23 protein-coding genes are annotated in these 26,292 nt (G+C 65.7%); 17 read left to right on the top strand and 6 right to left on the bottom strand.

The features are described from left to right. Position 1 precedes the first annotated feature (1 nt). Genes cbiD through cobK form a run of 16 tightly spaced genes read left to right on the top strand, consistent with a single transcriptional unit; the run spans position 2 to position 15,618 of the window. Positions 2–1,186 carry a cobalt-precorrin-5B (C(1))-methyltransferase CbiD gene (gene cbiD, locus DW180_RS03280; protein WP_233508818.1) on the top strand — a complete coding sequence of 395 codons (1,185 nt, stop codon included), beginning with the start codon at positions 2–4 and terminating at the stop codon, positions 1,184–1,186. After that, positions 1,179–1,868 carry a precorrin-2 C(20)-methyltransferase gene (gene cobI / locus DW180_RS03275; protein ID WP_117758124.1) on the top strand — a complete coding sequence of 230 codons (690 nt, stop codon included), beginning with the start codon at positions 1,179–1,181 and terminating at the stop codon, positions 1,866–1,868. Before cbiD ends, cobI begins: the two co-directional genes overlap by 8 nt. 42 nt (positions 1,869–1,910) lie before the next feature. Continuing rightward, positions 1,911–3,002 (top strand): cobalt-precorrin 5A hydrolase, encoded by a 1,092-nt coding sequence (locus DW180_RS03270; RefSeq protein ID WP_233545167.1) that lies wholly within the window; start codon positions 1,911–1,913, stop codon positions 3,000–3,002. Then, a complete protein-coding gene (gene cobJ / locus DW180_RS03265; RefSeq protein WP_042435525.1) occupies positions 3,002–3,745 on the top strand; it encodes a precorrin-3B C(17)-methyltransferase in 744 nt (247 codons plus the stop codon). Before DW180_RS03270 ends, cobJ begins: the two co-directional genes overlap by 1 nt. Continuing rightward, positions 3,733–5,205, top strand: coding sequence for a precorrin-6y C5,15-methyltransferase (decarboxylating) subunit CbiE (gene cbiE / locus DW180_RS03260; RefSeq protein ID WP_117833452.1), 1,473 nt, complete (start codon positions 3,733–3,735; stop codon positions 5,203–5,205). The genes cobJ and cbiE overlap by 13 nt, the downstream gene beginning before the upstream one ends. Continuing rightward, the gene (locus DW180_RS03255; RefSeq protein WP_233508819.1) at positions 5,202–6,584 is read left to right on the top strand and encodes a cobyrinate a,c-diamide synthase; all 1,383 of its coding nucleotides are present in this window, start codon (positions 5,202–5,204) and stop codon (positions 6,582–6,584) included. The genes cbiE and DW180_RS03255 overlap by 4 nt, the downstream gene beginning before the upstream one ends. Continuing rightward, positions 6,577–7,719, top strand: a complete 1,143-nt coding sequence (locus DW180_RS03250; RefSeq protein ID WP_117758120.1) for a nicotinate-nucleotide--dimethylbenzimidazole phosphoribosyltransferase — start codon at positions 6,577–6,579, stop codon at positions 7,717–7,719. Before DW180_RS03255 ends, DW180_RS03250 begins: the two co-directional genes overlap by 8 nt. Then, complete coding sequence (locus DW180_RS03245; RefSeq protein ID WP_117758119.1) at positions 7,716–8,264, top strand: bifunctional adenosylcobinamide kinase/adenosylcobinamide-phosphate guanylyltransferase; 549 nt, start codon at positions 7,716–7,718, stop codon at positions 8,262–8,264. Before DW180_RS03250 ends, DW180_RS03245 begins: the two co-directional genes overlap by 4 nt. Then, positions 8,261–9,028 (top strand): adenosylcobinamide-GDP ribazoletransferase, encoded by a 768-nt coding sequence (cobS, locus tag DW180_RS03240; RefSeq protein ID WP_118237414.1) that lies wholly within the window; start codon positions 8,261–8,263, stop codon positions 9,026–9,028. The genes DW180_RS03245 and cobS overlap by 4 nt, the downstream gene beginning before the upstream one ends. A gap of 41 nt (positions 9,029–9,069) precedes the next feature. Beyond that, positions 9,070–10,026 (top strand): histidine phosphatase family protein, encoded by a 957-nt coding sequence (locus DW180_RS03235; RefSeq protein WP_233539733.1) that lies wholly within the window; start codon positions 9,070–9,072, stop codon positions 10,024–10,026. Further along, positions 10,026–11,000: an adenosylcobinamide-phosphate synthase CbiB gene (cbiB, locus tag DW180_RS03230; protein WP_117758116.1), complete on the top strand. Its 975-nt coding sequence runs from the start codon at positions 10,026–10,028 to the stop codon at positions 10,998–11,000. Before DW180_RS03235 ends, cbiB begins: the two co-directional genes overlap by 1 nt. Next, positions 10,997–12,220 carry a histidinol-phosphate transaminase gene (locus DW180_RS03225; protein WP_158561593.1) on the top strand — a complete coding sequence of 408 codons (1,224 nt, stop codon included), beginning with the start codon at positions 10,997–10,999 and terminating at the stop codon, positions 12,218–12,220. Before cbiB ends, DW180_RS03225 begins: the two co-directional genes overlap by 4 nt. Next, positions 12,213–13,712, top strand: a complete 1,500-nt coding sequence (locus tag DW180_RS03220) for a cobyric acid synthase (protein ID WP_233508821.1) — start codon at positions 12,213–12,215, stop codon at positions 13,710–13,712. The genes DW180_RS03225 and DW180_RS03220 overlap by 8 nt, the downstream gene beginning before the upstream one ends. Further along, positions 13,709–14,224: a cob(I)yrinic acid a,c-diamide adenosyltransferase gene (locus DW180_RS10335; RefSeq protein ID WP_117833453.1), complete on the top strand. Its 516-nt coding sequence runs from the start codon at positions 13,709–13,711 to the stop codon at positions 14,222–14,224. The genes DW180_RS03220 and DW180_RS10335 overlap by 4 nt, the downstream gene beginning before the upstream one ends. Further along, positions 14,225–14,866, top strand: a complete 642-nt coding sequence (locus tag DW180_RS10330; RefSeq protein ID WP_117833454.1) for a precorrin-8X methylmutase — start codon at positions 14,225–14,227, stop codon at positions 14,864–14,866. It begins immediately after the preceding gene. Next, positions 14,863–15,618: a precorrin-6A reductase gene (cobK, locus tag DW180_RS03210; protein WP_118237412.1), complete on the top strand. Its 756-nt coding sequence runs from the start codon at positions 14,863–14,865 to the stop codon at positions 15,616–15,618. Before DW180_RS10330 ends, cobK begins: the two co-directional genes overlap by 4 nt. 232 nt (positions 15,619–15,850) lie before the next feature. On the opposite strand, the gene DW180_RS03205 is transcribed toward cobK, so the two are convergent. From DW180_RS03205 to metK, 6 genes are all read right to left on the bottom strand, one after another. Next, entirely contained in the window at positions 15,851–17,065 is a 1,215-nt protein-coding gene (locus DW180_RS03205; RefSeq protein ID WP_117758112.1) for an ABC transporter permease, read from the bottom strand. Then, positions 17,062–17,835, bottom strand: a complete 774-nt coding sequence (locus DW180_RS03200; RefSeq protein ID WP_117637734.1) for an ABC transporter ATP-binding protein — start codon at positions 17,833–17,835, stop codon at positions 17,062–17,064. The genes DW180_RS03205 and DW180_RS03200 overlap by 4 nt, the downstream gene beginning before the upstream one ends. Further along, a complete protein-coding gene (locus DW180_RS03195) occupies positions 17,835–19,271 on the bottom strand; it encodes an efflux RND transporter periplasmic adaptor subunit (protein ID WP_118237410.1) in 1,437 nt (478 codons plus the stop codon). The genes DW180_RS03200 and DW180_RS03195 overlap by 1 nt, the downstream gene beginning before the upstream one ends. Before the next feature lie 132 nt (positions 19,272–19,403). After that, a complete protein-coding gene (locus DW180_RS03190) occupies positions 19,404–21,119 on the bottom strand; it encodes a L,D-transpeptidase (RefSeq protein ID WP_158570923.1) in 1,716 nt (571 codons plus the stop codon). Positions 21,120–21,268: 149 nt separating this feature from the next. Then, a complete protein-coding gene (sdaAA, locus tag DW180_RS03185; RefSeq protein ID WP_118237406.1) occupies positions 21,269–22,876 on the bottom strand; it encodes an L-serine ammonia-lyase, iron-sulfur-dependent, subunit alpha in 1,608 nt (535 codons plus the stop codon). A 312-nt stretch (positions 22,877–23,188) separates the two neighbouring features. Beyond that, positions 23,189–24,469, bottom strand: coding sequence for a methionine adenosyltransferase (metK, locus tag DW180_RS03180; protein WP_117758108.1), 1,281 nt, complete (start codon positions 24,467–24,469; stop codon positions 23,189–23,191). A 284-nt stretch (positions 24,470–24,753) separates the two neighbouring features. Between metK and gltX the strand changes: the two genes are divergently transcribed. Continuing rightward, positions 24,754–26,229 carry a glutamate--tRNA ligase gene (gene gltX / locus DW180_RS03175; RefSeq protein ID WP_117758107.1) on the top strand — a complete coding sequence of 492 codons (1,476 nt, stop codon included), beginning with the start codon at positions 24,754–24,756 and terminating at the stop codon, positions 26,227–26,229. Positions 26,230–26,292: the final 63 nt, after the last annotated feature.

Genomic DNA, 26,292 nt, shown 5'->3' with positions numbered 1-26,292 from the left:
CGTGGCCTTCGAGCACTACATATATACCGGGACGACCCGCCTGCGCTGCGGCTACACCACGGGGAGCTGCGCCGCTCTCGCGGCGAAGGCGGCCTGCGAGATGCTCTTGTCACGAAAGACCGTGGGCCGCGTGTCGATCGTCACCCCCGGCGGGCTGCCCGTCGAGACGGACGTGGTCGACGTATGCATCGGCGAGGGGTGCGCCCAGTGCGCCGTGCGAAAGGACGCAGGCGACGATGCCGATGTGACCGACGGCGTGCTCGTGTACGCGCTCGTGGAACATGCGGGGCCGGGCACGGGCGCTGCGGGCAGCAAGGGCGTGCCCGCGCGCGAATCGGAAGTTTCCGTCGATGGCGGCGTGGGCGTGGGGCGCGTGACGTTGCCCGGGCTTGAGCAGCCGGTGGGGGCGGCCGCCATCAACGCGACGCCGCGCGCGATGATCACTTCGGCGGTGCGCGAGGTGTGCGCCGCGCACGGCTTTTCTGGAAATATTGCTGTGACGATTTCGGTACCCGAGGGTGTTGCCCTTGCCGAAAAGACCTTCAACCCGCACCTGGGGATAGAGGACGGCATCTCCATCCTGGGTACGACGGGCATCGTCGAGCCGCGCAGCCTCGCTGCCTTGCGCGACAGCATCGAGCTCGAGATCCGGCAGCATGCGGCTATGGGGCGGCGCGGAGTCGTGCTCACGCCCGGCAACTACGGCGGGCAGTTCATCTCGGGGCATTTCCACCTAAACGGTGCGCCGGTGGTCTTCATCTCCAACTTTGTGGGCGATGCGATTGATTGCTGCGTTCGCGAGGGATTTACCAATGTCCTTCTTGTGGGACACATCGGCAAGCTAGTGAAGGTCGCGGGCGGCATCATGGACACCCATTCGCGTACCGCCGACTGCCGCGCGGAGATTCTGGCCGCCCACGCGGCCTTGGCCGGCGCGGGCGCGAAGACCGTGCACGAGATCATGTCGTCGGTCACGACCACGACGGCGCTTGAGGTAATCGAGGCCGCCGGCGTGGGGGATGCTGTGCGCGCCTCGCTCGCTGCGGCAATCGAGGACAGGTTGCGCCGCCGCGCGGCGGGCGCATGCGACATCGCCGCGGTCGTGTTCGACGCCGGGCGCCGCGAGCTTTTCCGCACGTCGGGCGCCGATGCTGTTATCGGGGAATTGGGGGCGACGTATGAGTAAAGGCGTGCTGTACGGGGTGGGCACGGGGCCTGGCGACCCCGAGCTGCTCACGATCAAGGCCGTCCGCACAATCGAATCGTGTCCGGTCATCGCCGCACCGCAAACGGCGGACGGGGTCATGGTCGCGCTTGACATTGTGCGCGGCGCCGTCGACCTTACAGGCAAGACGGTGATCCCCGTGCGATTCTCGATGACGCGCGACGCCGAGCGCCGCGCGGCCGAGCATGCCTCGCTTGTTCGCGAGCTTGTCGCGCACCTGGATGCGGCCCGCGACGTCGCGCTGCTGAACCTGGGGGACCCAAGCATCTACGCCACCTTCCAGCGCATAGCGCCCGACGTGCGCGCCCGCGGGTTCGAGGCGCGCGCCATTCCCGGCGTGCCGAGCTTCTGCGCGGTCGCCGCGGCGCTCGAGCGCGACCTCACGCCCGAGATGTCGTCGCCTCTGCACATCGTGCCCGGCGGCTACGATGACGTTCGCCGCGCAATCGGCTGGCCGGGGACGAAGGTGGTCATGAAGGCGCGCCGCTCGCTTGCGGACACGAAGCGCATCCTTCGCGAGGAGGGTGCCTTCGACGGTGCCGAGCTCGTAGAGGACTGTGGGCTTCCGGGCGAGCGCGTGTACCGCTCGCTCGACGATGTGCCCGATCGGGGCAGCTACTTCTCGACGATGGTGGTGCGCTAGATGAGGGTTTCCTGCATAGCGTTCACTGAGAGGGGGTATGCGTTGGCGGAGCGCACCGCACGCGCGCTTTCCGATTGCGCGCAGACAGGTGAAGATGACTCTGGCTGGAACGTTTCCGTTTCGCGCGGGTTCGGCGAGGGGAAGGCCGACCTGCGCGCATGGACGGCGCTCGCGTGGGAAGCGTCGGACGCGCTTCTGTTCGTGGGCGCGGCGGGCATCGCCGTGCGGGCGATCGCGCCGCATGTCGCCTCGAAGGCAAACGATTCCGCGGTTGTGGTGATCGACGAGGCGGGGCGCTTTGCCGTCTCGCTTTTGTCGGGGCATTTGGGCGGTGCGAACGAGCTTGCGCAAACTGTGGCACGCGCGGCAGGGGCCATCCCCGTCATCACCACGGCGACCGACGTCCGCGGCGTGTGGGCGGTGGATACGTGGGCGCGCTGTGCTGGGCTCGCCGTTTCGAATCCCGAGGCTATCAAGCGAGTGTCGGCGCGGCTGCTTTCGGGCGGGCGCGTGGCGCTCTATTCCGACATGCCGATTTCGGGACAGCCGCCTGAGGGGGTTGACATTGCGTCCGACCGCGCTCGGGCCGATATCGTCGTGTCGCCGTTCGCTGGCGCGAATGCAGGTGCGTCCGTTCGCGCGGCGGAGACAACGGGCGAGGTCGTGCCCGCCGGTGTGACGGGGAAGCCGGCGGGCGTGCGGGCGCAGGCGCCTGCGCGCGAGCCGCTTCACCTTGTCTTACCCTGCATCGTTGCGGGCATAGGGTGCCGTCGCGGTGCGTGCACCGAAGCGATCGGGGAGGCGTTTCTTCTCGCGTGCGGGCAGGCGGGCATCTCGCCTTCGGCCGTGCGCGAGGCGGCGACGATCGACGTTAAGGCGCGCGAGGAGGGTCTGCTCGCCTTCTGCCACGCGCGCAGTATCCCGCTCGCGACGTATTCCGCAGAGGAGTTGTCGCAGGTCGAAGGCAGCGTTTCGCCATCTGATTTCGTGCGCGCGACGGTGGGGGTCGACAACGTGTGCGAGCGCGCGGCGCTCGCGGGCGGGGGCAAACTTTTCTTCCCGAAGCTCGCTCACGGCGGCGTGACCGTCGCGTTTTCCAAGGTAACTATCGAACTTTCGTTTAAGGAGCGGTGATGGGAAAGCTCTTCGTGGTGGGGATTGGCCCGGGCGGCCCCGACGGCATGACGATTGCGGCTCGGCGCGCGCTCGAGGCGGCCGACATCGTTGTGGGGTACACGAAATACGTGGAGCTCGCGCTCGCCGCCGTGCCCGACGCGGCGCATCTCGCGACGCCGATGATGCACGAGGTCGAACGGTGCCGCCTGGCGCTTTCGCGCGCGCAGAGCGGAGAAGCCGTGGCGCTCGTGTGCAGCGGTGACGCGGGCGTGTACGGCATGGCGAGCCCCGTGCTGGAGCTTGCGGAGGACTACCCCGATGTAGACGTGGAAGTTATCGCCGGGGCCACCGCGGCTCAGAGCGGGTCGGCGGTGCTCGGCGCCCCGCTTGCCCACGACTTCGCGGTCGTGTCGCTCTCCGACCTGCTCACGCCGTGGGAGGTCATCGAGCGCAGGCTCGCTGCCGTGGCGAGCGCCGACTTCTGCATCTGTTTGTACAACCCGCGCAGCAGAAAGCGCGCCGACAGGCTCTCGCGCGCGGCGAAGATTATGCTCGAATGGAAGGCCCCCGACACGCTCTGCGGCTGGGTACGCAACATCGGGCGCGAGGGGCAGCAGTCGGGCATGTGCAGGCTCTCCGAGCTGGGGGAGTTCGACGCCGACATGTTCACCACCGTGTTCGTCGGCAACGCGGACACGAAGCGCGTAGGCGGCCGTATGGTCACGCCGCGCGGGTATCGGGAGATTCCATGCGAAAGGTAACGATCATCGGGGCGGGGCCCGGAAACCCCGACTTGCTCTCGCGTGCGGCGCTCGACGCGATCGACATCGCCGACGTGGTCATCGGCGCTCATCGCGCGCTTGTCGGCATCGACGTGCCGCCCGACGTGGTGAGATGCGAGCTCGTGAAGACGGCGGACATCGTCGCCGCGCTCACTGATGCGGCGTCGTGGCAGCGCGCCGTGGTCGTGATGACGGGCGATGTGGGGCTGTTCAGCGGCGCGCGCCGCCTGGTGGAGGCGCTCTCCGGCGACGCGCGGGTGGACGTGCGCGTCATTCCCGGCATAAGCTCAGCGTCGTATCTCGCCGCGCGCCTCGCGCGTCCATGGCAGGATTGGCGCTTCGCGAGCGCTCACGGCGTGGCGTGCGACATCGTGGCCGAGGCCGAGCGCGCAGGTGAGCTCTTCCTCGCCACGTCGGGCGGGGAAGACCCCTCGCGGCTTTCGGGCGAGCTTGTGCAGGCGGGCTTCGCGGACGCGCGCGTGACGGTGGCCGAGCGCCTGTCGTACCCCGACGAGCGCATCACCTGCGCGACCGCAAGTGAAATCGCAGGTCAGACGTTCGACGACTTGAACGTGATGCTTATCGAGTTCGCAGGCTGCGCCGGGTCGCCTGCGGGCTCTAGCGCAGCCTCCGAGGCGCCGGCCGGCGCGTCTGCGCCCGCGGCGGCTTCTTTCGCGGCGGACTCTGCGGGCGCATCCCGCGCCGCGAGCTCCCGCTGGCCGTACGCTTCCTCGGGCATTCCCGACGAGCTCTTCATCCGCGGCGACGTTCCCATGACCAAGCAGGAGGTGCGCGCCGTCGCGCTCGCGAAGCTGCGCCTTACCGCGACCGACACCGTGTGGGATGTCGGCGCCGGCACGGGGAGCGTGTCGATCGAGGCGGCGCTCGTCGCGCGAGCGGGGTCGGTATGGGCGGTCGAGCGCAACGCGGCCGGCGTGCGGCTCATCCGAGAGAACGCGGATGCATTCGGGTGCGGCAACGTGCATGCGGTCCCCGGTGTCGCCCCCGAAGCGCTCGCGAAACTGCCCGTCCCCGACGCCGTGTTCGTCGGCGGGAGCGCGGGCGAGCTTCCCTCCATCGTGGAGGCGGCGCTCGAGAAGAACTCGCAGGTTCGCCTGTGCGTGCCATGCGTCACCGTTGAGACGCTCACCGAGGCGTGCGCGCTCCTCTCGGGTTCGCGCTTTAAGGAGTTCGAGGCGTGCCAGGTTTCGGCCGCCCGCGCCGAGGCTGTAGGCTCGCACCATCTTATGAAGGCGCAAAACCCCGTGTTCCTCGTCAGCGCGCGTGGTGCGGGCGCGGATGCCGAGGAGCTTGCCGATGTCGGGGCGCTTGTTGAGTCACCTGTCGGGGAGGACCCCTCTGCCGAGGGGAAACCATCCGTTGAGGTGGTCTCGCTTGCTAACTGCAACGCCGCAGGTGGGGAAGGCGGCGCCCAGTGAGCACGTCCATCCCGCGCTTCATGGTCGCTGCGCCCTCGAGCGGGAGCGGCAAGACGGTCGTCACGTGCGCGCTCCTGCGCGCGCTCGCGCGTCGCGGCCTTGCATGCGCGGCCTTCAAATGCGGACCCGACTACATTGACCCGCTCTTTCATCGCCGCGTCGTGGGTGCGCGCTCGGGCAATTTAGACGGCTTCTTCACCGACGCCCCGACGCTGCGCGCCCTGCTCGCACGCGGCGCCGCGGGCGCGGATGTCGCGGTGCTCGAGGGGGTTATGGGCTTCTACGACGGCATGGCGCCCGGCGTGGCCGACGCGAGCAGCTACCAGGTTGCGCGCGACACGGAAACGCCGGTCGTTTTAGTGGTGAACGGGCGCGGGGCGTCTTTATCGCTCGCCGCCGTAATCCGCGGCATTGCCGAGTTCCTGCCTTGTGCGAACGTGCGCGGCGTCGTGCTGAACAAGACGAGCGCCGCTGCCTGCGCCTACGCGGCGCCTGCGATCGAGAAGCACACGGGCGTCGCGGTTTTGGGGAATATCCCCGCCGACGAGGCGTTCTCGCTCGAAAGCCGGCATCTGGGGCTTGTGACCGCCGACGAGGTCGAGCAGCTCTCCGCGCGCATCGACAAGATGGCCGAGCTGGTGGAAAAGAGCGTCGACGTCGACCGCTTGCTCGAAATAGCGGTGACGGCACCCGATATCCGCGAGGAACCTTACCGGTTGGAGCCGATCGCGGGAGCGCGGCCCATCGTCGCCGTCGCGCGTGACGAGGCGTTCTCGTTCTACTACGAGGAGAACCTGCGCGCGCTCGAGGACCTGGGTTGCGAGCTGGCCTTTTTCAGCCCCCTGTGTGATAGCGAGTTGCCCCGGGGGACAAGCGCCCTCTATCTGGGGGGCGGCTACCCGGAGCTCCATGCGCGGCAGCTCTCCGAGAACGCGCCGATGCGCGAGGCGGTGCGGCGCGCGGTGGAATCCGGCATGCCGACGGTCGCCGAATGCGGTGGGTTTCTGTACCTGCAGCGCGAAATCGCCGATAGCGAGGGGCGGCGCTGGCCTGTTGCGGGCGCCCTTGAGGGCGCAAGCGAGAATGGGGGAAGGCTGTCCCATTTCGGGTACGTGGAGCTCACTTCCCAACGCGACGGGCTCTACGGGCCGCGCGGCACACGCATCCGCGCGCACGAGTTCCACTACTGGCAGTCCACCTGCCCGGGCGGCGACTTCTGGGCGCAGAAGCCCCGGCGCGACAAGGGCTGGCCGTGCATGTCGACCACCCCGTCCCTGGTTGCGGGCTTCCCGCATGTGTACTATCCTGCGAACCCCGACGTTGCGCGCGCGTTCGCGTCTGCCGCAGCGTCGTTTGCAGAGAGGAGACGGCATGGCTGAAGCAACCGAAACCGCGCTTGCCTGCATCCGCGAGGAAGTCGAGCGCGCGTTCTCGTCGGCGCCGGGCGCCGTGCTCGAAGCCACGCTCTCCCGGATCGAGCCCGCAGACGAGTGCGCCCGCGCCGCCGCGTACGCCGCGTGGGACTCCATCGCGCACCCCTTGGGGGGATTGGGCGACTTTGAAGACGCCGTCGCGTGTATCGCCGCAGCTCAGGGGAGCGCCGAGGTGGCCGAGTTTCCCCGTGCGCTCGCGGTATTCTTCTCCGACAACGGGATCGTTGCCGAAGGCGTGTCGCAAAGCGGGCAAGACGTGACGCGAGCCGTCGCGCGCAACATGTGCGAGGGGGCCACGAGCGCCTGCCGCATGGCGGCGTTCGCGGGTGCCGAGGTCGTGCCCGTCGACGTGGGTATGGCCCGGGGCATAGAAGACGCGCGCATGGTGCGCGCGAACGTGCGGCGGGGGAGTGGCAACATCGCGCACGGCCCCGCTATGTCTCGAGATGGGGCCGTGCGCGCGATCGAGGTCGGAATCGCCGTCGCGTGCGGGCTTGCCCGCGCCGGCGTGCGCCTTCTCGCCGCGGGCGAGATGGGCATCGGCAACACGACCACCTCGGCGGCGGTGGCCGCAGTGCTCATCCGGGCGGACGCGCGGAGCCTCGTCGGGCGCGGCGCGGGGCTCTCGGACGCCTCGCTCGCGCGCAAGCGCGACGTGGTCGAGCGCGCTATCGACGCGAACTCGCCCGATCCCGCCGACCCGATCGACGTGCTCTCGAAGGTGGGCGGCTTCGACATCGCGGCGATGTGCGGCTTCTACCTGGGGGCCGCGGCCTCGAAGGCGCCGGCGCTCCTCGACGGGGTCATATCCTGCACGGCGGCTCTGTGCGCGGCGCGCCTGTGCCCCAACGCCTTGGGCTACCTCGTGGGCACCCACGCATCAAGCGAACCCGCAAGCCAGGAGCTCCTTCTCGAGCTCGGCATAAAGGCACCCCTCGACGCAGGCATGCACTTGGGCGAGGGCGCGGGCGCCATGGCGTATCTGCCCCTTCTGGATTCGGCGCTGCGCGTATACCGGGATGGGAAGACGTTCACGGCGACTGGCATGGCTGCTTACGAGCATTTCGAGGCCGTGAAATGACGGTGACGCTCGTTATCGGCGCCGCCGCGAGCGGCAAGAGCGCCTACGCCGAGTCTCTGTGCCTCGGGCACGACGGCCCCCGCGTGTACCTGGCAACGATGGAGCCCTTCGGGGAAGAGGGCACCCGCCGCATCGCGCGCCATCGGGCGCTGCGCGAGGGCAAGGGGTTTTCCACCCTCGAGCGCACGCGTGACGTGGGCACCGCAGTGCCCGAGCTTCCGCGCGGCTGCACGCTTCTTTTGGAAGACGTGGGCAACCTGGTTGCGAACGAGCTTTTCGCGGAAGGCGGCTTGTCCCCGCGTGACCCTGACGCTGTGGCGCGCGAGGTGCTCGGAGGCATCGAACGGCTCGCTCAGGCCGCTGCGTATACGGTGGTGGTCACCGTCGACGTGTTCGCCGATGAGATGCGCTACGATGAGGGGACCGAGGCATGGAGGCGCGCGCTCGCGCGCGTGAACGCGGGCGTGGCGGCGCTGGCCGACCGCGCAGTCGAGGTGGTATGCGGGATTCCCGTGTGGATGAAAGGTGAAGGACCTACAAGGTGAAGATAGCAGAGGCAATCGGCGCGGCGTTCGGAACGTTCTCGCGCATCCCCGTCCCGAAATCGGCCTGGACCGATTTCGGGTCAACCCATGCGCTTGCCGCGTTTCCCCTGGTGGGCCTTGCGGAAGGGTTCCTCATGACGGCGTGGGGACACGTTGCGAACCTGCTCGGCGTGCCCGCGACCATCGTCGCGGCCGTGCTCGTGGCGCTGCCTGTGGCGGTGACGGGAGGCATCCACCTAGACGGGCTCTGCGACACCTCCGATGCGCTTGCAAGTTGGGCCCCGCGCGAGCGAAAGCTCGAGATCATGCACGACCCGCGGGCGGGCGCCTTCGGGGTCATCGGTGTTGTTGTGTACCTTATTCTGCAGTTTTCCCTGTTCACCGCGCTGCCGCTTACGGCGGGGGCGTTCCTCGCGCTTCTGTGCTCGCTCGTGTTCTCCCGCTCGCTTTCGGGGCTCGCCGTTGAATGCTGGCCTGCCGCGCGTGCGGACGGCATGGCCGCGGGGCTCTCGCCTGCTAAGAAGCACGCGGCGATCGTCGTGCCGCTTTGCGCTTTCGCTGCGGCTTCGGCTGCAGGGATGGTCGCGTGCGCTCAGGCCGTCGGCGCCCTTATGGCGGTGGCGGGGCTTTTGGCGCTCGCGTGGTACCGCCATGTTGCCCTGTCCCGCTTCGGCGGGGTGACGGGGGATTTGGCCGGATGGTTTCTGCAATGGGCCGAGCTCGCGATGCTTGCCATGCTGGTGGCGGGGGGCATGCTCCTATGATGCTCGTGGTAGGTGGCGCGCATTCGGGGAAGAGGACCTTCGTGCGCGAAAAGCTCGGGTTCGCGGCGGACGATTTCGTCGACGCGGCGCAGTTTGCGGAGGGCGGCGTGCCCGCGGCTTTTGCCGGCCGTGTCGCTTACTGTGCTGAGGAACTCGTACGCGCGCTCGACGCTGACCGGGCGCTCGAGCGGCTGATCGGCTTCGACGTAGTGATTCTGTCCTTGGTCGGCTCGGGGGTCGTCCCTATGCGTGCGGAAGACGCCCAATGGCGCGAGCGCGCGGGGCGCCTGGGATGCGCGCTCGCTGCGCGCGCCGACGTCGTCGTGCGCATGACGTGCGGGATTCCCCAGGTCATCAAGGGAAATCTTGATGATGCGCCTCGAGGGACGCAGGGCGCGGGCGCGCCTTTGGAAGTCGTCTTCGTGCGCCATGGTGCCACGGCGGGCACGGAAGACCATCGCTACAGCGGGGCGGGCACCGACGAGCCCCTGTCGAGCGCGGGCGAGCGCGCTTTGCGCGACCTCGCGTGCGATCGTGACGTGTTCCGTGTTATCACGAGCGGCATGGCCCGCACCGACCAGACGGCGCGCATCCTCTTCCCGAACGCGGAGCTTATGGCGTGCCCCGGTCTGCGCGAGATGGATTTCGGCGACTTCGAGGGACGAAGCGCCGCCGAGCTTAAAGAGGATGCGCGCTACCGCGCCTGGGTAGACTCCTGGTGCGAGACGCGCTGCCCGCATGGCGAGGGCAAGAGCGATTTCACCCGCCGCGTCGTCGCGGCGTTTCGGGAGGCGTGCAAATCGGAGCGTGCCCAGGGGAGTGGGCGCGCCGTCTTCGTCGTTCACGCGGGTACCGTGAAAGCGCTGCTCTCCGAGTTAGCTGTCCCGAAAATTGGATACTTCGACGTGCATACCGAGCCGGGCGGCGCATGGGCCGCCACCTGGGATGGGCGCTGCCTTCGCGACGTTCGTCCCGCTTCGGGGGGCGATGCCCGGTGATGACGATTCTTGCCGTCGCCGCCGGGTTCGCGGCCGACCTTGCCTTCGGCGACCCGCGCTGGCTTCCCCATCCCGTCGTCGCCATGGGGCGCGCGATCACGTGGGCCGAAGGCCGCCTGCGGGGCGCATTCCCGCAAACGTCCGCGGGCACGCGCGCCGCAGGTCTTGTGCTCGCCGTGGCGCTTCCGCTTGCGTGTGGGCTTTTGACCTGGGGCATCCTGTATCTTTGCGGCATGGTTCACTCCGGCTTGCGCTTCGTTGCCGAGGCATGGGCGAGCTATCAGATTCTCGCGACATGCGAGCTGCGCCGCCAGAGCCTGGCCGTGGCCCGCGCGTTCTCGAAGGGCGGCCTTGTCGCGGCGCGCGAAGCCGTCGGGCTCATCGTGGGACGCGACACGTCTGTTCTCGACGAGCACGGCGTCGCACGTGCCGCCGTGGAAACGGTGGCGGAGAACGCGAGCGACGGCGTCATCGCGCCGCTTTTCTACCTTATGATCGGGGGTGCGCCCTTGGGCATGGCGTACAAGGCGGTGAATACGCTCGACAGCATGGTGGGCTACAAAAACGAGCGCTACATCGACTTCGGCTGCGCCTCGGCGCGCCTCGACGATGCGGCGAACTGGATTCCCGCGCGCTTATCGGCCCTGCTCATGATCGCCGTGTGCCCGATCGTCGGGCTCGACGCGCGCGGGGCGGCGCGCATCTGGCGCCGCGACAGGCGTCGCCATGCGAGCCCGAACGCGGCGCAGACCGAGTCGGCGTGCGCGGGCGCGCTCGGGCTGCGCCTGGCAGGACCCGCGGTGTATTTCGGCAAGCTCGTTGAGAAACCGACGATAGGCGACGCGTCCCGCGAAATCGAGTGGGGCGACATCGCCCGGGCGACAAGGCTCATGCTCGCCGCGTCCGTATGCGCGCTTGTCGTCTTCGGTGCTGCGCGCGCGGCGGTCGTGCTCGCCGTGGGGGCGATGGCATGAGGGAAGACCACGTCGCGCCCCGGGCTGCCGGGGGAATCCTGCGTGCCCGTGCGCATGGGGGTAGCACGCAATCGCTCGGCATCGCTTGCAAAGGGGGCGCCTCCGACCTCATTGACTTCTCGGTGAACGTGAATCCGGCAGGCCCCTCGCCGCGCGCCGTCGCCGCAGCTTGCAAGGCGCTTTCTCGAATCGACGCCTACCCCGATAGGGAAAGCCTCGCCCTCGTTCGCGCCCTAGCGCGCGCCCAGGGCATTCCCGAAGATACTATCGTCTGCGGCGCGGGCGCGTCCGACATCATCTGGCGGCTCGCCGCGGCGGTGCGCCCGAAACGCATCGTCGTGTGCGCGCCGACGTTCTCTGAATATGCGGAGGCGGCATCGTACTACGGCGCATGCGTGCAGGAGTTCCCGCTCTCCGAAGCGGACGACTTCGACGTGCCCGCCTCCTTCGCCCGCGCGATCGAGGGGCCGGGAGACGTGGCGTACCTCTGCAATCCGAACAACCCGACGGGGCGTCTCGTCGACCCCAGCGTGATCGATGCCGCGGCTTGCCGCTGCGAGCAGGTGGGCGCGCTGCTCGTCGTGGACGAGTGCTTCCTCGGATTTGCGCTCGACGCCCGCGAAAGGAGCGTGGCCGCACGCGCCGCGTGTTCGCGCCATGTGGCCGTGCTCTCCGCGTTCACCAAGCTCTACGGAATGGCGGGCTTGCGGCTGGGATATCTGATCAGCGGAAACGCCCAACTCATCGAGGGGATTCGCCGGGCGGGGCAGGCGTGGCCCGTCTCCTCGGTCGCCGAGGCCGCGGGCATCGCCGCCCTGGAAGACGTTGAATACGTCTCGCGCACGCGCGATGTATTGGCGGGTGAGCGAGCGTGGCTTTCCCACGAGCTCTCCTCGCTCGGGCTTTCCGTCGTGCCATCGGATGCGAACTTCCTTTTAGTCCGCACGCCGGCGAAAGACATCCCCGAGCGCCTGTATAAACAGGGGGTTTTGGTCCGCACGTGCGACTCGTTTTCGGTACTGTCCCGTTTCTGGTGCCGCGTCGCGGTGCGCACGCGCAAGGAGAATGCCCGGCTTGCGATGGCGTTCAGCCGCGCACTTCGGGCGGAAGGTGCATCGGACGAAGGCCAACCCGACGAACGGGGCGGCGCTTCTTGCAGCGGCGCTATGGCGGGCGCGGATGGCCGAGGCTCGGCGAAGGAGGTCGATACCCGTGGGTAGGGCGAAGCCCATCATGATCCAGGGCACCATGTCGAACGCGGGGAAGAGCCTGCTTGCGGCGGGGCTGTGCCGTGTGCTTTCGCAGGACGGCCTGCGCGTGACTCCCTTCAAGAGCCAGAACATGGCGCTCAACAGCGGTGTCACGGCCGACGGGCTCGAGATGGGGCGCGCCCAGATCATGCAGGCCGAGGCGTGCGGCATCGCGCCCGACGTGCGCATGAACCCCATCCTGCTCAAGCCCGAAAGCGGCCACCGAAGCCAGCTCATCGTGGCCGGCAAGGCGCAGGGAGCCTTCGCTGCGAGGGACTACTTCGCGCGAAAGAAGGCGCTCATGCCGCAGATTTTGGAGGCGTTCGATTCGCTCGCGGAGGAAAACGACGTCATCGTCATCGAGGGCGCCGGCAGCCCCGCCGAAATCAACCTTTCCGAAAACGACATCGTCAACATGGGGCTCGCGCGCGCCGTGTCCTCCCCCGTGCTGCTCGCGGGCGACATCGACCCAGGCGGGGTGTTTGCCCAGCTCTACGGCACGGTCGCGCTCCTTGCGCCCGAGGACCGCGCGCTTTTGCGGGGGCTTGTGGTGAACAAGTTCCGCGGCGATGTGGAAATCCTGCGCCCGGGTTTGGCCCCGCTCGAGAAGATGTGCGGGGTTCCCGTCGTGGGGGTCGTGCCGTATCTTACGCTCGACCTGGACGACGAGGACTCGCTCGCGCCGCGCCTATCTGCCCGCGAGGCGCGCGGCGTCATCGACGTCGCCGTCGTGCGCCTTCCGCATTTGTCGAACTTCACCGACTTCGACCCGCTTTCGCGCGTGCCCGGCGTGGGCGTGCGCTACGTTTCCTCGACGACCGATCTGGGCCGACCCGACCTGGTGGTGCTTCCCGGCTCGAAAACTACGCTCGACGACGCGCGCTGGCTTGCGGCTAGCGGCATCGGAGCCTGTGTACGCGCGCTTTCGGGCGCGGGCACGCCGGTGCTCGGCATATGCGGAGGCTACCAGCTTTTGGGAGACGAGCTTTCCGACCCGCACGGCAGGGAAGGCGCTGGCACCGCGCGCGGGCTCGGGCTCATCCCTGCAAGTACGGTGTTCAAGGAGGAAAAGCGCCTCGCCCAGTCGGAGCTGCGCATCACGGGCGCCCAAGGCGCGTTCTCGGCGTGGAACGGCATGACGGCGCGCGGGTACGAGATTCACGACGGCGAAACGACCGTCTCCTGCGCCCCTGCGGGCACAATTGGCGGCAAACCAGAAGGCGCGGCCTGCGGAAACGTGTTCGGAACCTATCTCCACGGCCTGTTCGACGAACCGGGGGTGGCGCTCGCCCTCGCGCGCTCACTCGCGCGCATGCGCGGCCTGCCCGAGAACGTCGTGGGTGCTGCGGGCGCGGCGTCCGCGGCCGATCACCGTGCGCGCGAGTTCGACCGCCTGGCCGACGTCGTGCGCGGGGCGCTCGACATGGAGTATGTCTACCGCATTATCGAGGAGGGCGTATGATCCACGTGTATCATGGCGACGGCAAAGGCAAGACCACGGCGGCGATGGGCCTCGCCCTTCGCATGATCGCCGCAGGCCGCCGCGTCGTCGTCGTGCAGTTCCTGAAAGACGGCGAAAGCGGGGAGGTGCGCCTGCTCGCTGAGCATTTCGGCGTGCCCGTGTTCGCGGGGAAGGCGTCGGACAAGTTTACCTGGTCGATGACGTCGGAAGAACTTGCCGCGACGTGCGAGCTGCACGATGGGAACCTCGCTTCCGCGCTCGCCGAGCTCGAGGGCGCGCAAGAGGGACTGCTCGTGCTCGACGAGGCGCTCGACGCGCTTTCGAAGGGGCTTGTCGACGAGGCGCTCGTGGACCGCGCGCTCGATATGTCCGCGCGCGGCGTCGAAGTAGCGCTCACCGGGCGCGCGCCTTCCCGCAAGATCGTGGAGAAGGCCGACTACATAACCGAGATGCGGTGCGAGAAACATCCCTACGAGCAGGGGATATGTGCAAGGGAAGGAGTGGAGTACTAGTTGGATTCCAAGGAGATGGCGCCCGGCGACATCGAGCGGCGCAGCTTCGAGATTATCACCGAAGAGCTCAGCGGCCGCACGTTCCTGCCGCTCGAAGAGCCCGTCGTGAAGCGCGTCATCCACACCACTGCCGACTTCTCGTACGCCGATTCCCTCGTGTTCACCCATGACGCCGCGCACTGTGCGCTCGACGCACTGCGCGCAGGGGCCACGGTGCTCACCGACACGAACATGGCGCTCGCAGGCATTAGCAAGCCCGCGCTCGCGAAGCTCGGCTGCAAGGCCGTGTGCTACATGGCCGACCCTGATGTCGCCGCGGCTGCGCGCGCCGCGGGCACGACTCGCGCCGTTGCGAGCATGGACAAAGCTTGCGGCATCGAGGGTCCGCTCATCGTGGCCGTCGGCAACGCTCCCACAGCACTTCTGCGCCTCGCCGAGCTCATGGACGCGGGGAAGATCGCGCCCGCGCTCGTCGTTGGGGTGCCGGTCGGGTTTGTGAACGTGGTCGAGGCGAAAGAGGAGCTACTCGCGCGACGCGTGCCGGCCATCGTCGCGAGGGGTCGCAAGGGCGGCTCGACCGTGGCGGCCGCCATTATGAACGCGCTACTCTACCAGATCACGCGCACAGGCGGCCCGAAGTGACGGCGCTGCGCATCTTCGCCGGGACCACCGAGGGCCGCCTTCTGTGCGAATGGGCGAGCGGGGTGGGCATCCCCGCTCGTGCCTACGCGGCAACTGAGTACGGAGGCGAGCTTTTGGGCGAGCTTCCGGGCATCGAGGTGCATGCGGGCAGGCTCGACGAGGCCGACATGGAGCGCGAGCTTTCCGGCGCGCGCATCGTCGTCGACGCCACGCACCCCTTCGCTACGCTCGCAAGCGGCAACATCCGGGCCGCTTCGCTCGCCGCGGGTGCACGATGCCTGCGCCTTGCGCGCCCGGTCGAGGCGCTGCCCAAAGGCATCGTGTCGGTCGCGTCGATCGCCTGCGCGGCGCGCTTTCTCTCCGAGAACCCGGGTCGCGCGCTTCTCACGACGGGGAGCAAGGAGCTTGCTCCCTACACGCGCGTCGCCGATTTCGCGGAGCGCTTCTTCGTGCGTGTGCTCCCGCTGCCCGGTGCTATAACGAAGTGCATCGACGCGGGGTTTTCGCCGTCGCACGTCATCGGCATGCAGGGGCCCTTCACCCGCGAGCTCAACGAGGCGATGCTTCGGCAGGTGGGCGCCCAGTGGCTTGTGACCAAGGACTCGGGAACCGTAGGCGGCACGGCCGAGAAGCTCGCCTCCGCGCGCAACGTGGGAGCGCGCTGCATCGTGGTCACCCGTCCCGCCGAGGGAGGCGGGGCCCTTTCGCTTCGGGAAGTGGAAGACGCGCTCTTACGGGAGTTCGCGCGCTAGGCGCTTGCCGCGCCTGCGCGCCCTCCCGCCCGCGAGGAGGAGCGTCCCGAGCAAGCTCGACCCGTACAAGCCCGTCATCCATCAATAGCTCGAGGACGACGCCCAGAACTGGCGCTAACAGCCCTTCAATAAGTTGCGGTGAAATAGTGTCTGTTTTTGCTGCTAGATAGTATATTCAGTCCCTAATTCACCGCAACTTGTTGGTGGTGGCTTACTGGTAGCTGGTGGTGGCTTACTGGTAGCGTAGGCACTCCACCGGGTTGAGCTTTGCCGCGCGGCGAGCGGGGTAGAAGCCAAAGATTACGCCGATGCCGACGGAGACGCCGAAGGCCAGCAGCACCGTGGCGATTGAAAAGCTCGGTGTGATCTGCCCACTGGCACCGAGCTCGTTGAGAACCCCTGATCCTGCGGCAAACATCGCGAGGCCCCAGGCCAGCAGATAGCCAATCAGGACACCCAGCAGGCCACCGGTGACGCACAGCGCCGAGGACTCGGCCAAAAACTGCGCGGTGATATCGCGGCGACTGGCGCCCAAGGCACGGCGAATACCGATCTCGCGGATGCGCTCAGTCACGTTGGTAAGCATCATATTCATAATGCCGATTCCGCCGACAAGCAGTGAGATACTGGCGACAGCGCCCATGATGAGCGAGAAGGCGCCCATAAACGAGTTGAGTGCATCGATGGCGCTTTTCATGGAGGTCGCCGATACGCTGTCGTACTCATCATCCTCCGAGATGCCCTTCATCGCGCGCACCTTAGACTCGATGGTCTTGCAGAGCTCGTCCATGTCTGTGCCCTCGGCGGCAAGTGCCGTCACGCTGGGGAATGAAGGATTCTCGTCGCCAAACAGGCCGGAGATGGTTTCGCGTGGCATATACAGCGTGAGCGAGCCCATGGAGTCGCTGCCGCCATCAATCACGCCTACAATCTGCACCTCGCCGTTGGACACCTTGATGGTTTTCCCCAGTGCGTCCTGTTCGTTGCCGTAAAGCTGATCGGCGCCGCCGCGGCTGATGAGCGCCACGCGCGAGCCTGATTGAGACTCTGCCTGTGAATAGACACGTCCTGCAACGAGCTTGCTGGCACCCACGGCGTCGAGCATGTCGCTGTCGACACCCTGTGCCATGACGGTATAGCTTTTATCGCCAGACTTGTACTCGGTATACGCGCTGTCGACAATGCCGATCTGCTCTATCTGCGGCACCAGTTTTTGTAGCTTCTCGATATCCGACTCCGTGAGTTCTTGGGACGAATAGATCTGCACCATGCGGGCTGCATTGAGCCCCAAGCTGTTGACCAGGCTGTTTTGTATGCCGCCGATGAGCGAAGTCATGGCGATGACCGATGCGATGCCGATGACAATGCCCAGGATGGTGAGCAGGCTGCGCCCCTTGTTGGCCTCGAGCGAGTGAAGTGCTTCCTGGATGAGATCGCGGGCGCTCATGCCACCACTCCTTTCGGCGGGTTGGCGGAGGCGGAAATCATGGGCAGGCTATCTACGGCGCTGCGCAGGGTCCGCGGTGTATGTGGAATATACGCGCCGTCGTGTATACGACCGTCGCGGATGGTCATGGCACGGTCGGCCTCGGCGGCAATGCCGGGGTCGTGTGTGATAAGCACGATGGTTTTGCCACGCTCCTGGAGCTTATGGAAGGTCTCCATCACAAGCGCTCCGGTTGCGGAGTCCAGGTTTCCCGTCGGCTCGTCAGCCAAAATGATGGGCGGATCGTTGACGAGGGCGCGTGCGATGGCGACACGCTGCATCTGGCCGCCCGAGAGCTCGGATATGCGGTGGTCCCAATGGTCGACGGGCAGCGTGACGGCCTGCAGCGCGTGCACGGCGCGCATTTCGCGCTGGCTACGGGGTACGTTGGTGTAGGCCAGCGGCAGCATGACGTTTTCGATAACCGACAGGCGCGGCAGCAGGTTGAAGCTCTGAAAGACAAAGCCAATGCTCAGGGCGCGAACTTCGGTGAGCTCGTCATCGTCAAGCTCGGCCACGTTGAGCCCTTGCAGGTAGTAGTCGCCCGCCGTCGGCTTATCCAGGCAGCCTAGGATGTTCATGAGCGTCGACTTGCCCGAGCCCGAGGGGCCGGTAATGGCGACGAACTCGCCGGGATCTACCGCTAGGCTCACGTTGTGCAAGATGTGGGCGCAACCCGCTTCGCTCTCAAAAATGCGGTGCACGTTGCGGATGTCGATGACGGGACGCATTACATACCCTCGTCGGCAGACATACTGCCCGAATCCGCGCTGTAGCCGCCGTCAGCCGTTGCGCCCGCTCCGGTGTCCATGACGAGGGTGTCACCGTCGCGCAGTTTGGTTGTGGGCACGCCAGGATTGATTTCGTTGCCCTGGTCGTCGCGCTTGATCTGTGTCTTGCCGACTACGGCTTCGTTGTCGTTTTGCGTCACGACGGTCACCTTCACGCGGCGCGTCTTCTTGCCTTCCGAATCGGTGGCCAGATTGACGTAATAGTGCTCGCCATCTTCGGTCATCAGCGCCATGGTCGGCACCATAACCACGTCGTCGAGCTTCTCGGTCACTACCGAGACCTCGGCAGTCATACCCGGCTTAAGGCGACTGTCGGGTGCTTCGATGAGGATGTCGACGTTAAAGGTCACGCTGCCGCCGCTACCGGAGCCGGAGTCAGAGTTTGCCACCGAGGCGATAGCCGTGACGGTGCCCTGGCTCACGATATCGGGAAACGCGGGATAGGTCACGTTGGCGCTTTGGCCCACGGCAATTTTGGCGATATCCTTTTCGCCCACCTGAACCGTCACCTTCATCTTGGACAGGTCGGCGATCTGCATGCACTGCTTGCCGCCGCTCGTATCGCTTTCGCCCATGATCATTCCGCCTGTTACCGTGGCGCCGACCTTGGCGTTGAGCTCCACGATGCTGCCCGAGCTCGGGGCCGTGACCGTACGGCTGGCGGCCTTGGCGTTCGCCTGATCGAGGTTTGCCTGGGCCGATGCGAGGCTGCGCTGCGCGGCCGATACAGCGTTCGTGTCCGCTGATGCGGCGGAGATGCCAGCCGCTGCGGAAGCTCCATCGACGTCCGTCGTTGGGGTGGCCTGCGCGGCAGCTGCGGCTTTCTGCGCGTTGGCGAGGTCTTCCTGAGCGGCTGCTACTGCACGCTGCGCCTCGGCAACGTTGCGATCGAGCTCGTCGTTTTTAATGGTCATGAGCACGTCGCCCTCGTTGACGGATTGGCCTGCCTGCACGTTGATCGAATCGACCGTGCCGTCGACAGAAGGGGAGACCACTGAGGACGAAATGGGTTTGAGCTGGCCTTTCGCCTCGACCGTTGTGGTAAACGTGCCCTCGGTCACCATGTCGGTCACAGGCCCGCTAGCGCCCTGCGGCTGCGCATTGATAACTAGGGTTGCGACAATTGCAATGAGCGCGATGACACCCACGATGCCGGCGGCAATGCCGCGTCGAATCAGCTTTTTGCGTCGACGTTCGGCACGCTTTGCCTTGAGCTTTGCATAGGCTTCTTCATCGGAGATATCGGTCGAATCGTCGAGACTCGTTTGGGGCTGCTTGGTGTCTGCAGCGCTGATAATCGGCAGGGTCTCGGTGGCATCTTGGGGCATGCGATCGGAATCGTTAGGACCCGGATTGATCGTGGGGACCTTGGACATAGCGTCTCCTTTATCGATATGGCTCTGATAAGTATATACGCCCGTCGCGATAGGCGGGCGTATAGAAGTTGCGGATGACGGTACTGTAAGTTTTGTCGCCGTGCTGTTTACTTGTTGTAGACGTTAGCTGCGTTACGAGTGCACGACCACGCAGAGGCCGACTTTGATGCGCTCGTGGAGCGACTTGGCATCGGCCAGACGCAGGTTGATACAACCGTGGCTACCGCACCACTTGTACGATTCGGCGTTATCGAAACTCGAATCGTTTTGCCAGGTGGCGTCGTGGAATCCGACCATATTGCCCTCGAACGGCATCCAGTAGCTTACCGGGCTCTCGTATTTGGGCTTGCCGGTCTCGGGGTCCTTGGCACCGATGAGCTTGCTTGCGCCGTCGTTGCTGTTGATCTGCCACACGCCCTCCGGGGTGGCGTCTTCGCCCGGTTTGCCGGAAATAATGTTGGCCTCCCACACGATATTGCCGTTCTCGTCGTAGTAGCGCGCGTGCTGCTCGGACAGGTCGACGTCGATATAGGCCTTCCAATCGGGCTCGCCCTTGGCGGTAAACGTGTCGGCCTTCTTGGAGTACGAAATCTCGATATCGCCGGTCTGCTTGTTATTGATAGCGTCCTCGACCTGCTTGGCGAGTGTGTCGCTGTCGATGGACCAGCCAAAGTCGCCGCCCTCGACAGCGCACTGCTTGCCGTCGGCGCGTGTCCACCAGCGGGTGGATCCCACGGTGTTAAAGCCGTTAGCGAGCTCGGCGGCCCAGCTGCCGATCTGCGACGTATCGAGCGTGGGGTTGGCCGGATCGGCAAAGCTGATCCACTGCAGCACCGAGCTGCCGTCCACTTTACCGGCATCATTGCCGTTGAGCTTAAGGGTCACGTTGACGCCCAGGAAGTTGTTGGCGGCATCGCATGCAGCCTGAATCTGGTCGTTGGTGAGGGTGCCGTTGAGCGGTTCGTAGGCGTCGTTGCCGATCTTGGTGATATCGACGTTCTCGATGAGCGACGCGAGCTCGATCTCGGCATATTTGATGACATGCTCGCGGTTGAGCTTCTCGTTGGAACGGGCCTTCTCAACGGTGAACTTGCCGGCCTTCTCATCATAGGAGCTGGTGGCCTCGAAGGTGCCCGAGCGGCCCTCGTTGAACTCGTCGATGGCGCTGCCCAGGTCCTCCTCAAACTGCTTTTGGTCAAAGGCATCGGAGAGCATGGACAGGTCGACGTCCTGGTCCAAGTCGACCGAGCCGTTCTTGGTGGCGCTAACGGTTTTACCGCCGAGCGACGCGATGAGGCGCGATGGCCACAACAGCGGCTCGTTTTTGCTGATAATCTCGTGGGCGGCTTCCTCGCCATCGACGATGGGCTCGTCGGACTCGGGCTGGTAGGTCCAGCTAAAGTCATAGCCCGACACGGTGAGCTTGTAGTGCTTCCATGCCGAGTTGACCTTGGTGGCTGCCGAAGATGCGTTAGAGAGCGAGATGTCGACGCCGGCGATGGTAGTGTTGGGGTAAGCGACCTGCGAGAACGCCACGACGCCTACGATATAGACAATGACGATAAGACCCAGAACGACAAAGAGCGTCGTCTTTTTGCCCGACTTATTGTTCTCGGCGGGTTTGCGTGCGGGGCCGCGATCGCCTCGAGCGTGCGTGGGGGGCTGCTTGGGCGCATTGCCATTTGTCTGGCGCTGCTGATGCTGCTTGTTCGGATGTTGGGAAACGTTTGCCGCACCTCGCTGCTGACCGCGGCTCGGCGCGATAGGACGCGGCGATTGAACGCCGCCGGTGTGCCTGCTCGGCTGCTGCGGATCGGGAATCAGTTGAGTTCGATCGTTTTGCGACATCGTATGCATATCCTTCGAATTTCGCCTTGCGGCTCATCGTGTTTTTACTGGGCTTGCATTATAGCGATTACCTAGTTGTTTGTGGTATGGAAACGGTGGCATTCAAAAGAGGTGGGACATTTGTCCCACCTTCGAGTCTTTCTTTGTCGCTATCCGCACACACCGCATTTTGCACAGGCCGAAAGTGCGGCCGGAGCCTGCGCGATGCCACCCTTTGCCGTCTCGCGCAGCGTGGCCGGCAACGCGTGGCCCACGGAGAGCATGACGTGCGCCATCTGGTCAAACGGCACCAGGCTCTTGATACCGGCAAGTGCAAGCTGCGCCGAGCTAAAGGCGGCTGCCACGCCGATGGCGTTGCGGTTTTGGCAGGGTACCTCCACGAGGCCACCGACGGGGTCACAAACGAGGCCCAGCAAGTTACTCAGCGCGATGGAACTGGCGTCGAGCGCCTGCCCGGGCGTGCCGCCGAGCATCTGCACCAGCGCGGCGGCTGCCATGGCGGCCGCACTTCCTACCTCAGCCTGGCAGCCGCCCTCGGCACCGGCGACGCAGGCGCTCGTGGTGAGGTTGAGGCCGATGGCGGCTGCGCAGTAGAGCGCGTCCATGACCTGCTCGTCGTCGAGCTGAAGGTGATCGGCGAGCGCCAGCACGCAGCCGGGCACGACACCCGCGGAGCCTGCCGTGGGAGCGGCGACGATCACTCCCATCGTGGCGGAGCGCTCGAGCACGGCCATCGCGCGGGCCACGGCGTCGGTTTGAACGGTGCCCATCAGGCTCGTGCTCAAATCGTTGCGGCCGGTGGCATCGACGAGTTTTGCCTCGCCGCCGATAAGCCCGCCGAGCGATCGTTGCGGATTGACGATGGGGGTCGTGGTCTCCTCGCGCATGACGTCGAGCACGCGGCGCATGGCGGCGACGGCGTGGGCCTCGCCGGTCAGACGCGCCTCGCGCACGGCCATAACGGCGCCGATATTCAGGCCGAGCTCGGCGCACGCATCGAGCAGCTGCTCGCCGTCGTCGAAGATTTCCTTTGCCGAGACGCCGGGGGAGAGCGACGAGGCAGAACCGGGGAGCTCGATAAAGGTCGCGTAATCGACATTGTCGAGCTTACGCAGCATCGGGACAACAGTGTCGTCGGGCGCGCCGTCGGTCTCAAAGACGGAGTAGGCCCGTCCGCCCACTTCGGTGCGGTAGGTGCGGCAGAAGGCGATGTTCACGTGTGCGTAGGCGAGCAGGTTGGTGAGCGCGGCGAGCACGCCGGGGACGTCCTTGTGCGCCACGAAGAGCGTTGAGTACATGCCCGAGATGTCAACGCCGACGCCGTTAATGCGGCTGATGCGCATCTTGCCGCCGCCCAGGCTCTCACCGCGGACCTGTGCCGTGGCGCCCGTGTCGTCGACCATGTCAATGTCGACGGTGTTGGGGTGGATGGAGGCGTCGTCGCCCTTGATGTCAAAGTGATATTCGAGGCCCTGCTCGCTTGCGAGGTCGAAGGCCTGCTTGATGTTCTCGTCGTCGGTGTCGAGGCCCAGGATGCCCGCGACGAGCGCACGATCGGTGCCGTGGCCGCGGTAGGTGTGGGCGAAGGAGTTCCACAGGCCAAAGGTGACTTTGGTGATGCGGCCTTCCAGCAGGCTGGCGGCAACTTGGGCGCAGCGCAGGGCGCCGGCGGTGTGCGATGAGCTGGGGCCGACCATGACGGGGCCCAAGATCTCGAATGCCGAGGTCGTAGCTAGTGTTTGTGGCTTGCCTGCCATATGCGCTCCTGTTCTATCCCATCGTCCCGAGGGGCGGGGCATAAGGTCGCCTGCTCGGACAGTCCTGACTCGCACGGAGAGCACATTAAGTGCTCTCCGGCTCGTGCGGAACTCGCGATCAACCTTATGCCCCGCCCCTCGGGACTAAGGATACATGGTTGGAGTGCCCGTGCTGCAAAATTCATTAGCTAGTGACGCAGCGTTGGCTCATATCGAAACATCTTCACTACCGGATAAATAAAAAAGAAGTACCGCTTGGGGGCGGTACTTCTTTTGAAAGCGTGTGCGTGTTGTGACCTTGGTGGTTCCCAATTACAGTCCGCGGGCTGCTTTGAGTTCTTCGACTCGGTCGGTCTTCTCCCAGGTAAAGTCGGCGTCTTCGCGGCCGAAGTGGCCGTAGGCTGCCGTCTTCTCGTAGATCGGTCGACGCAGGTCCAGGTCGCGGATGATCGCGCCCGGGCGCAGGTCGAAGGTCTTCTCGACGGCCTCGACGATCTTGTCCTCGGCAACATGCGCGGTACCGAAGGTGTCGACCATGATTGAGAGGGGCTTGGAAACGCCGATGGCGTAGGCAAGCTCGACTTCGCAGCGGTCGGCCAGACCGGCGGCGACCACGTTCTTGGCGACCCAGCGCGCGGCATACGCGGCGGAGCGGTCAACCTTGGTGCAGTCCTTGCCGCTAAAGGCGCCGCCGCCGTGACGGCCGTAGCCGCCGTAGGTGTCGACGATGATCTTGCGGCCGGTGAGGCCCGTGTCGCCCATGGGGCCGCCCACGACAAAGCGACCGGTGGGGTTCACGTAGATGTCCGCGTTGTCCCACGGCATGTTCTCGGCGGCCATGACCGGGGTGATGACGTGTTCGATGAGGTCGGCCTTGATCTTGCCCATGTCCTCAATCTCGGCGGCGTGCTGCGTGGAGATGACGATGGTCGTGACCTCCACGGGCTTACCTTCCTCGTAGCGCACCGTGACCTGGGTCTTGCCGTCGGGGCGCAGGTAGGGCAGGGTTCCGTCATGGCGCACGGCAGCCAGGCGCTCGGCCAGGCGGCTTGCCAGGTAGTGCGGCATGGGCATGAGGGTCTTGGTCTCGTTGGAGGCATAACCGAACATCATGCCCTGGTCGCCGGCGCCGATCAGGTCGATCGGGTCGGTGGTAGCGCCGGTCTGGGTCTCGAAGGACTCGTCAACGCCCTGGGCGATATCGGGCGACTGCTCGTGGATGAGGCTCATAACGCCGCAGGTGTCGCAGTCAAAACCGAACTTGGCGCGGTTGTAGCCAATGCGGCGGATGACGCCGCGGGCGATTTCCTGTACGTCGACGTAGGCCTGGGTGCGAATCTCGCCGGCGACGATGACGGTGCCGGTGGTCACGAGGGTCTCGCAGGCGCAGCGGACGTTCTCCACGTTGGCGGGCACGCCGTTGGGCGCAATATAGCCCTGCTCCTGGAGCTCTATTTCTTTGGCGAGGATTGCGTCGAGTACGGCGTCGCTGATCTGGTCAGCGATCTTATCGGGATGACCCTCGGTCACCGATTCCGACGTAAACACAAACGATCCGTGTTGGGGCGGGATGGAACGAAGCTCTTCTGACATGATTGTCCTTTCAAAAACGTGTCCCGGCGACCGTTACCATTCCGCCGGGCTCTGTATGCAAGGGCACATGATATCGCGTTAATCGAATATTCACACCCTTTCCGCACCTACTCATTGGGGACAGACTTAAATGAGCAGCCTTGCCTAAGTGCCGACAGGTTGCCCAAAGATTGGTCATTTAAGTCTGTCCCCAATGACTGGGTCGGTGCCCTTTGTGCGGAGGTGGGCATTGCTGCTTTATACTGGTGCGGTTAGACATCCATCCTGCAATCGAGGAGATTTCCATGGCATCAGACGTTCGCGTCCGCTTTGCACCCTCACCGACGGGCAAGCTGCACATCGGCGGCGCCCGCACCGCTATCTATAACTGGGCTTTCGCCCGTGCTAACGGCGGCACGTTCATCCTGCGCATTGACGACACCGATCCCACCCGCTCTACCGACGAGAACACGCAGATCATCCTGCGCGCCATGCGTTGGCTGGGCCTGGACTGGGACGAGGGTCCCGAGGTGGGCGGAGACTTTGGCCCCTACGCCCAGACCGAGCGCCTGGACCTGTACAAGCAGGCTGCCCAGAAGCTTTGGGACGAGGGTAAGGCCTATCCCTGCTTCTGCACCAAGGAGCAGCTCGACGCCGATCGCAAGGCCGCGCAGGAGCGCAAGGACCCCTTCCAGGGCTATCAGCGCCGTTGCCGCGATCTTGATCCCGAGGAGGCCCGCCGTCGCATCGAGGCCGGCGAGTCCTATGTCCTACGCATCAAGGTGCCCGAGGACCGCGGCGACGTCGTCATTCACGATGCCGTCCACGGCGAGGTGACCTTCGACGCCAAGGAGCTCGACGACTTTGTCATCTTCCGCTCCGATGGCACGCCCACGTACAACTTCGCGACCGTCGTCGACGACGCCATGATGAAGATCACCCATGTCATCCGCGGCGACGACCACCTGTCCAACACCCCGCGTCAGGTCATGGTCTACGAGGCCCTCGGCGCGCCCGTGCCCACGTTCGCCCACATCTCCATGATCCTGGGCGCCGACGGCAAGAAGCTCTCCAAGCGCCATGGCGCCACCTCGGTGGAGGAGTACCGCGACGCCGGTTACCTGTCCGACGCCTTCGTCAACTATCTGGCGCTGCTCGGCTGGTCGCTCGACGGCGAGACCACGATCATCCCGCGCGATGTCCTTGCCAGCAAGTTCTCGCTCGACCGCATCTCCAAGAACCCGGCGACCTTCGACCCCAAGAAGCTCGACTGGGTCAATGCCGAGTACATCAACGGCATGTCCGATGCCCAGTTTGCCGACGAGATCATGGTCCCCGAGCTGCACGAGGCGGGTCTCATCGAGGGCAACGTCGAGTACGGTGAGGACTGGATCGATGCGCTTGCCGCCATCGTCAAGCCGCGCACCAAGATGCCGGCCGACGCCGTGACCGTCGCCGCTCCCATCTTTGCTACGCCCGAGACGCTCGAGTATGACGAGAAATCTGTTAACAAGGGCCTGGCCAAGGAAGGCATGGGCGCCATTCTCGATGCCGCCAAGGCCGCGCTCGAGGGCGTGGACGAGTGGACGGCTGCCAACATCGACGCCGCGCTTGAGCCGCTGCCCGAGCAGATGGACCTTAAGAAGCGCGTGGTGTTCCAGGCCGTGCGCGTCGCCGTCTGCGGCAACATGGTGAGCCCCCCGCTGGGCGAGACCATGGCGCTCGTCGGCCGCGACGACTGCCTGGCGCGCATCGACCGCGCCCGCACGATGGCGCTGTAATCGCTGCGCAAACGTTTGTATCCGAGCCCCGTTCACCCGAGCGGGGCTCTTGTTTCTGTACCG

The sequence above is a fragment of the Collinsella sp. AM16-21 genome (genome assembly GCF_003471905.1).
Taxonomy (GTDB): domain Bacteria; phylum Actinomycetota; class Coriobacteriia; order Coriobacteriales; family Coriobacteriaceae; genus Collinsella.
This window is presented reverse-complemented; position numbering and strand designations above follow the sequence as displayed.

Excerpts from the sequence above, each read along its gene's own strand:
- cobI (WP_117758124.1), top strand. The coding sequence starts at position 1,179 with ATGAGTAAAGGCGTGCTGTACGGGGTGGGCACGGGGCCTGGCGACCCC.
- cobJ (WP_042435525.1), top strand. The coding sequence starts at position 3,002 with ATGGGAAAGCTCTTCGTGGTGGGGATTGGCCCGGGCGGCCCCGACGGC.
- cbiE (WP_117833452.1), top strand. The coding sequence starts at position 3,733 with ATGCGAAAGGTAACGATCATCGGGGCGGGGCCCGGAAACCCCGACTTG.
- DW180_RS03250 (WP_117758120.1), top strand. The coding sequence starts at position 6,577 with ATGGCTGAAGCAACCGAAACCGCGCTTGCCTGCATCCGCGAGGAAGTC.
- DW180_RS03245 (WP_117758119.1), top strand. The coding sequence starts at position 7,716 with ATGACGGTGACGCTCGTTATCGGCGCCGCCGCGAGCGGCAAGAGCGCC.
- cbiB (WP_117758116.1), top strand. The coding sequence starts at position 10,026 with ATGACGATTCTTGCCGTCGCCGCCGGGTTCGCGGCCGACCTTGCCTTC.
- DW180_RS03225 (WP_158561593.1), top strand. The coding sequence starts at position 10,997 with ATGAGGGAAGACCACGTCGCGCCCCGGGCTGCCGGGGGAATCCTGCGT.
- DW180_RS10335 (WP_117833453.1), top strand. The coding sequence starts at position 13,709 with ATGATCCACGTGTATCATGGCGACGGCAAAGGCAAGACCACGGCGGCG.
- DW180_RS03205 (WP_117758112.1), bottom strand. The coding sequence starts at position 17,065 with ATGAGCGCCCGCGATCTCATCCAGGAAGCACTTCACTCGCTCGAGGCC.
- DW180_RS03200 (WP_117637734.1), bottom strand. The coding sequence starts at position 17,835 with ATGCGTCCCGTCATCGACATCCGCAACGTGCACCGCATTTTTGAGAGC.
- DW180_RS03195 (WP_118237410.1), bottom strand. The coding sequence starts at position 19,271 with ATGTCCAAGGTCCCCACGATCAATCCGGGTCCTAACGATTCCGATCGC.
- DW180_RS03190 (WP_158570923.1), bottom strand. The coding sequence starts at position 21,119 with ATGTCGCAAAACGATCGAACTCAACTGATTCCCGATCCGCAGCAGCCG.
- sdaAA (WP_118237406.1), bottom strand. The coding sequence starts at position 22,876 with ATGGCAGGCAAGCCACAAACACTAGCTACGACCTCGGCATTCGAGATC.
- metK (WP_117758108.1), bottom strand. The coding sequence starts at position 24,469 with ATGTCAGAAGAGCTTCGTTCCATCCCGCCCCAACACGGATCGTTTGTG.
- gltX (WP_117758107.1), top strand. The coding sequence starts at position 24,754 with ATGGCATCAGACGTTCGCGTCCGCTTTGCACCCTCACCGACGGGCAAG.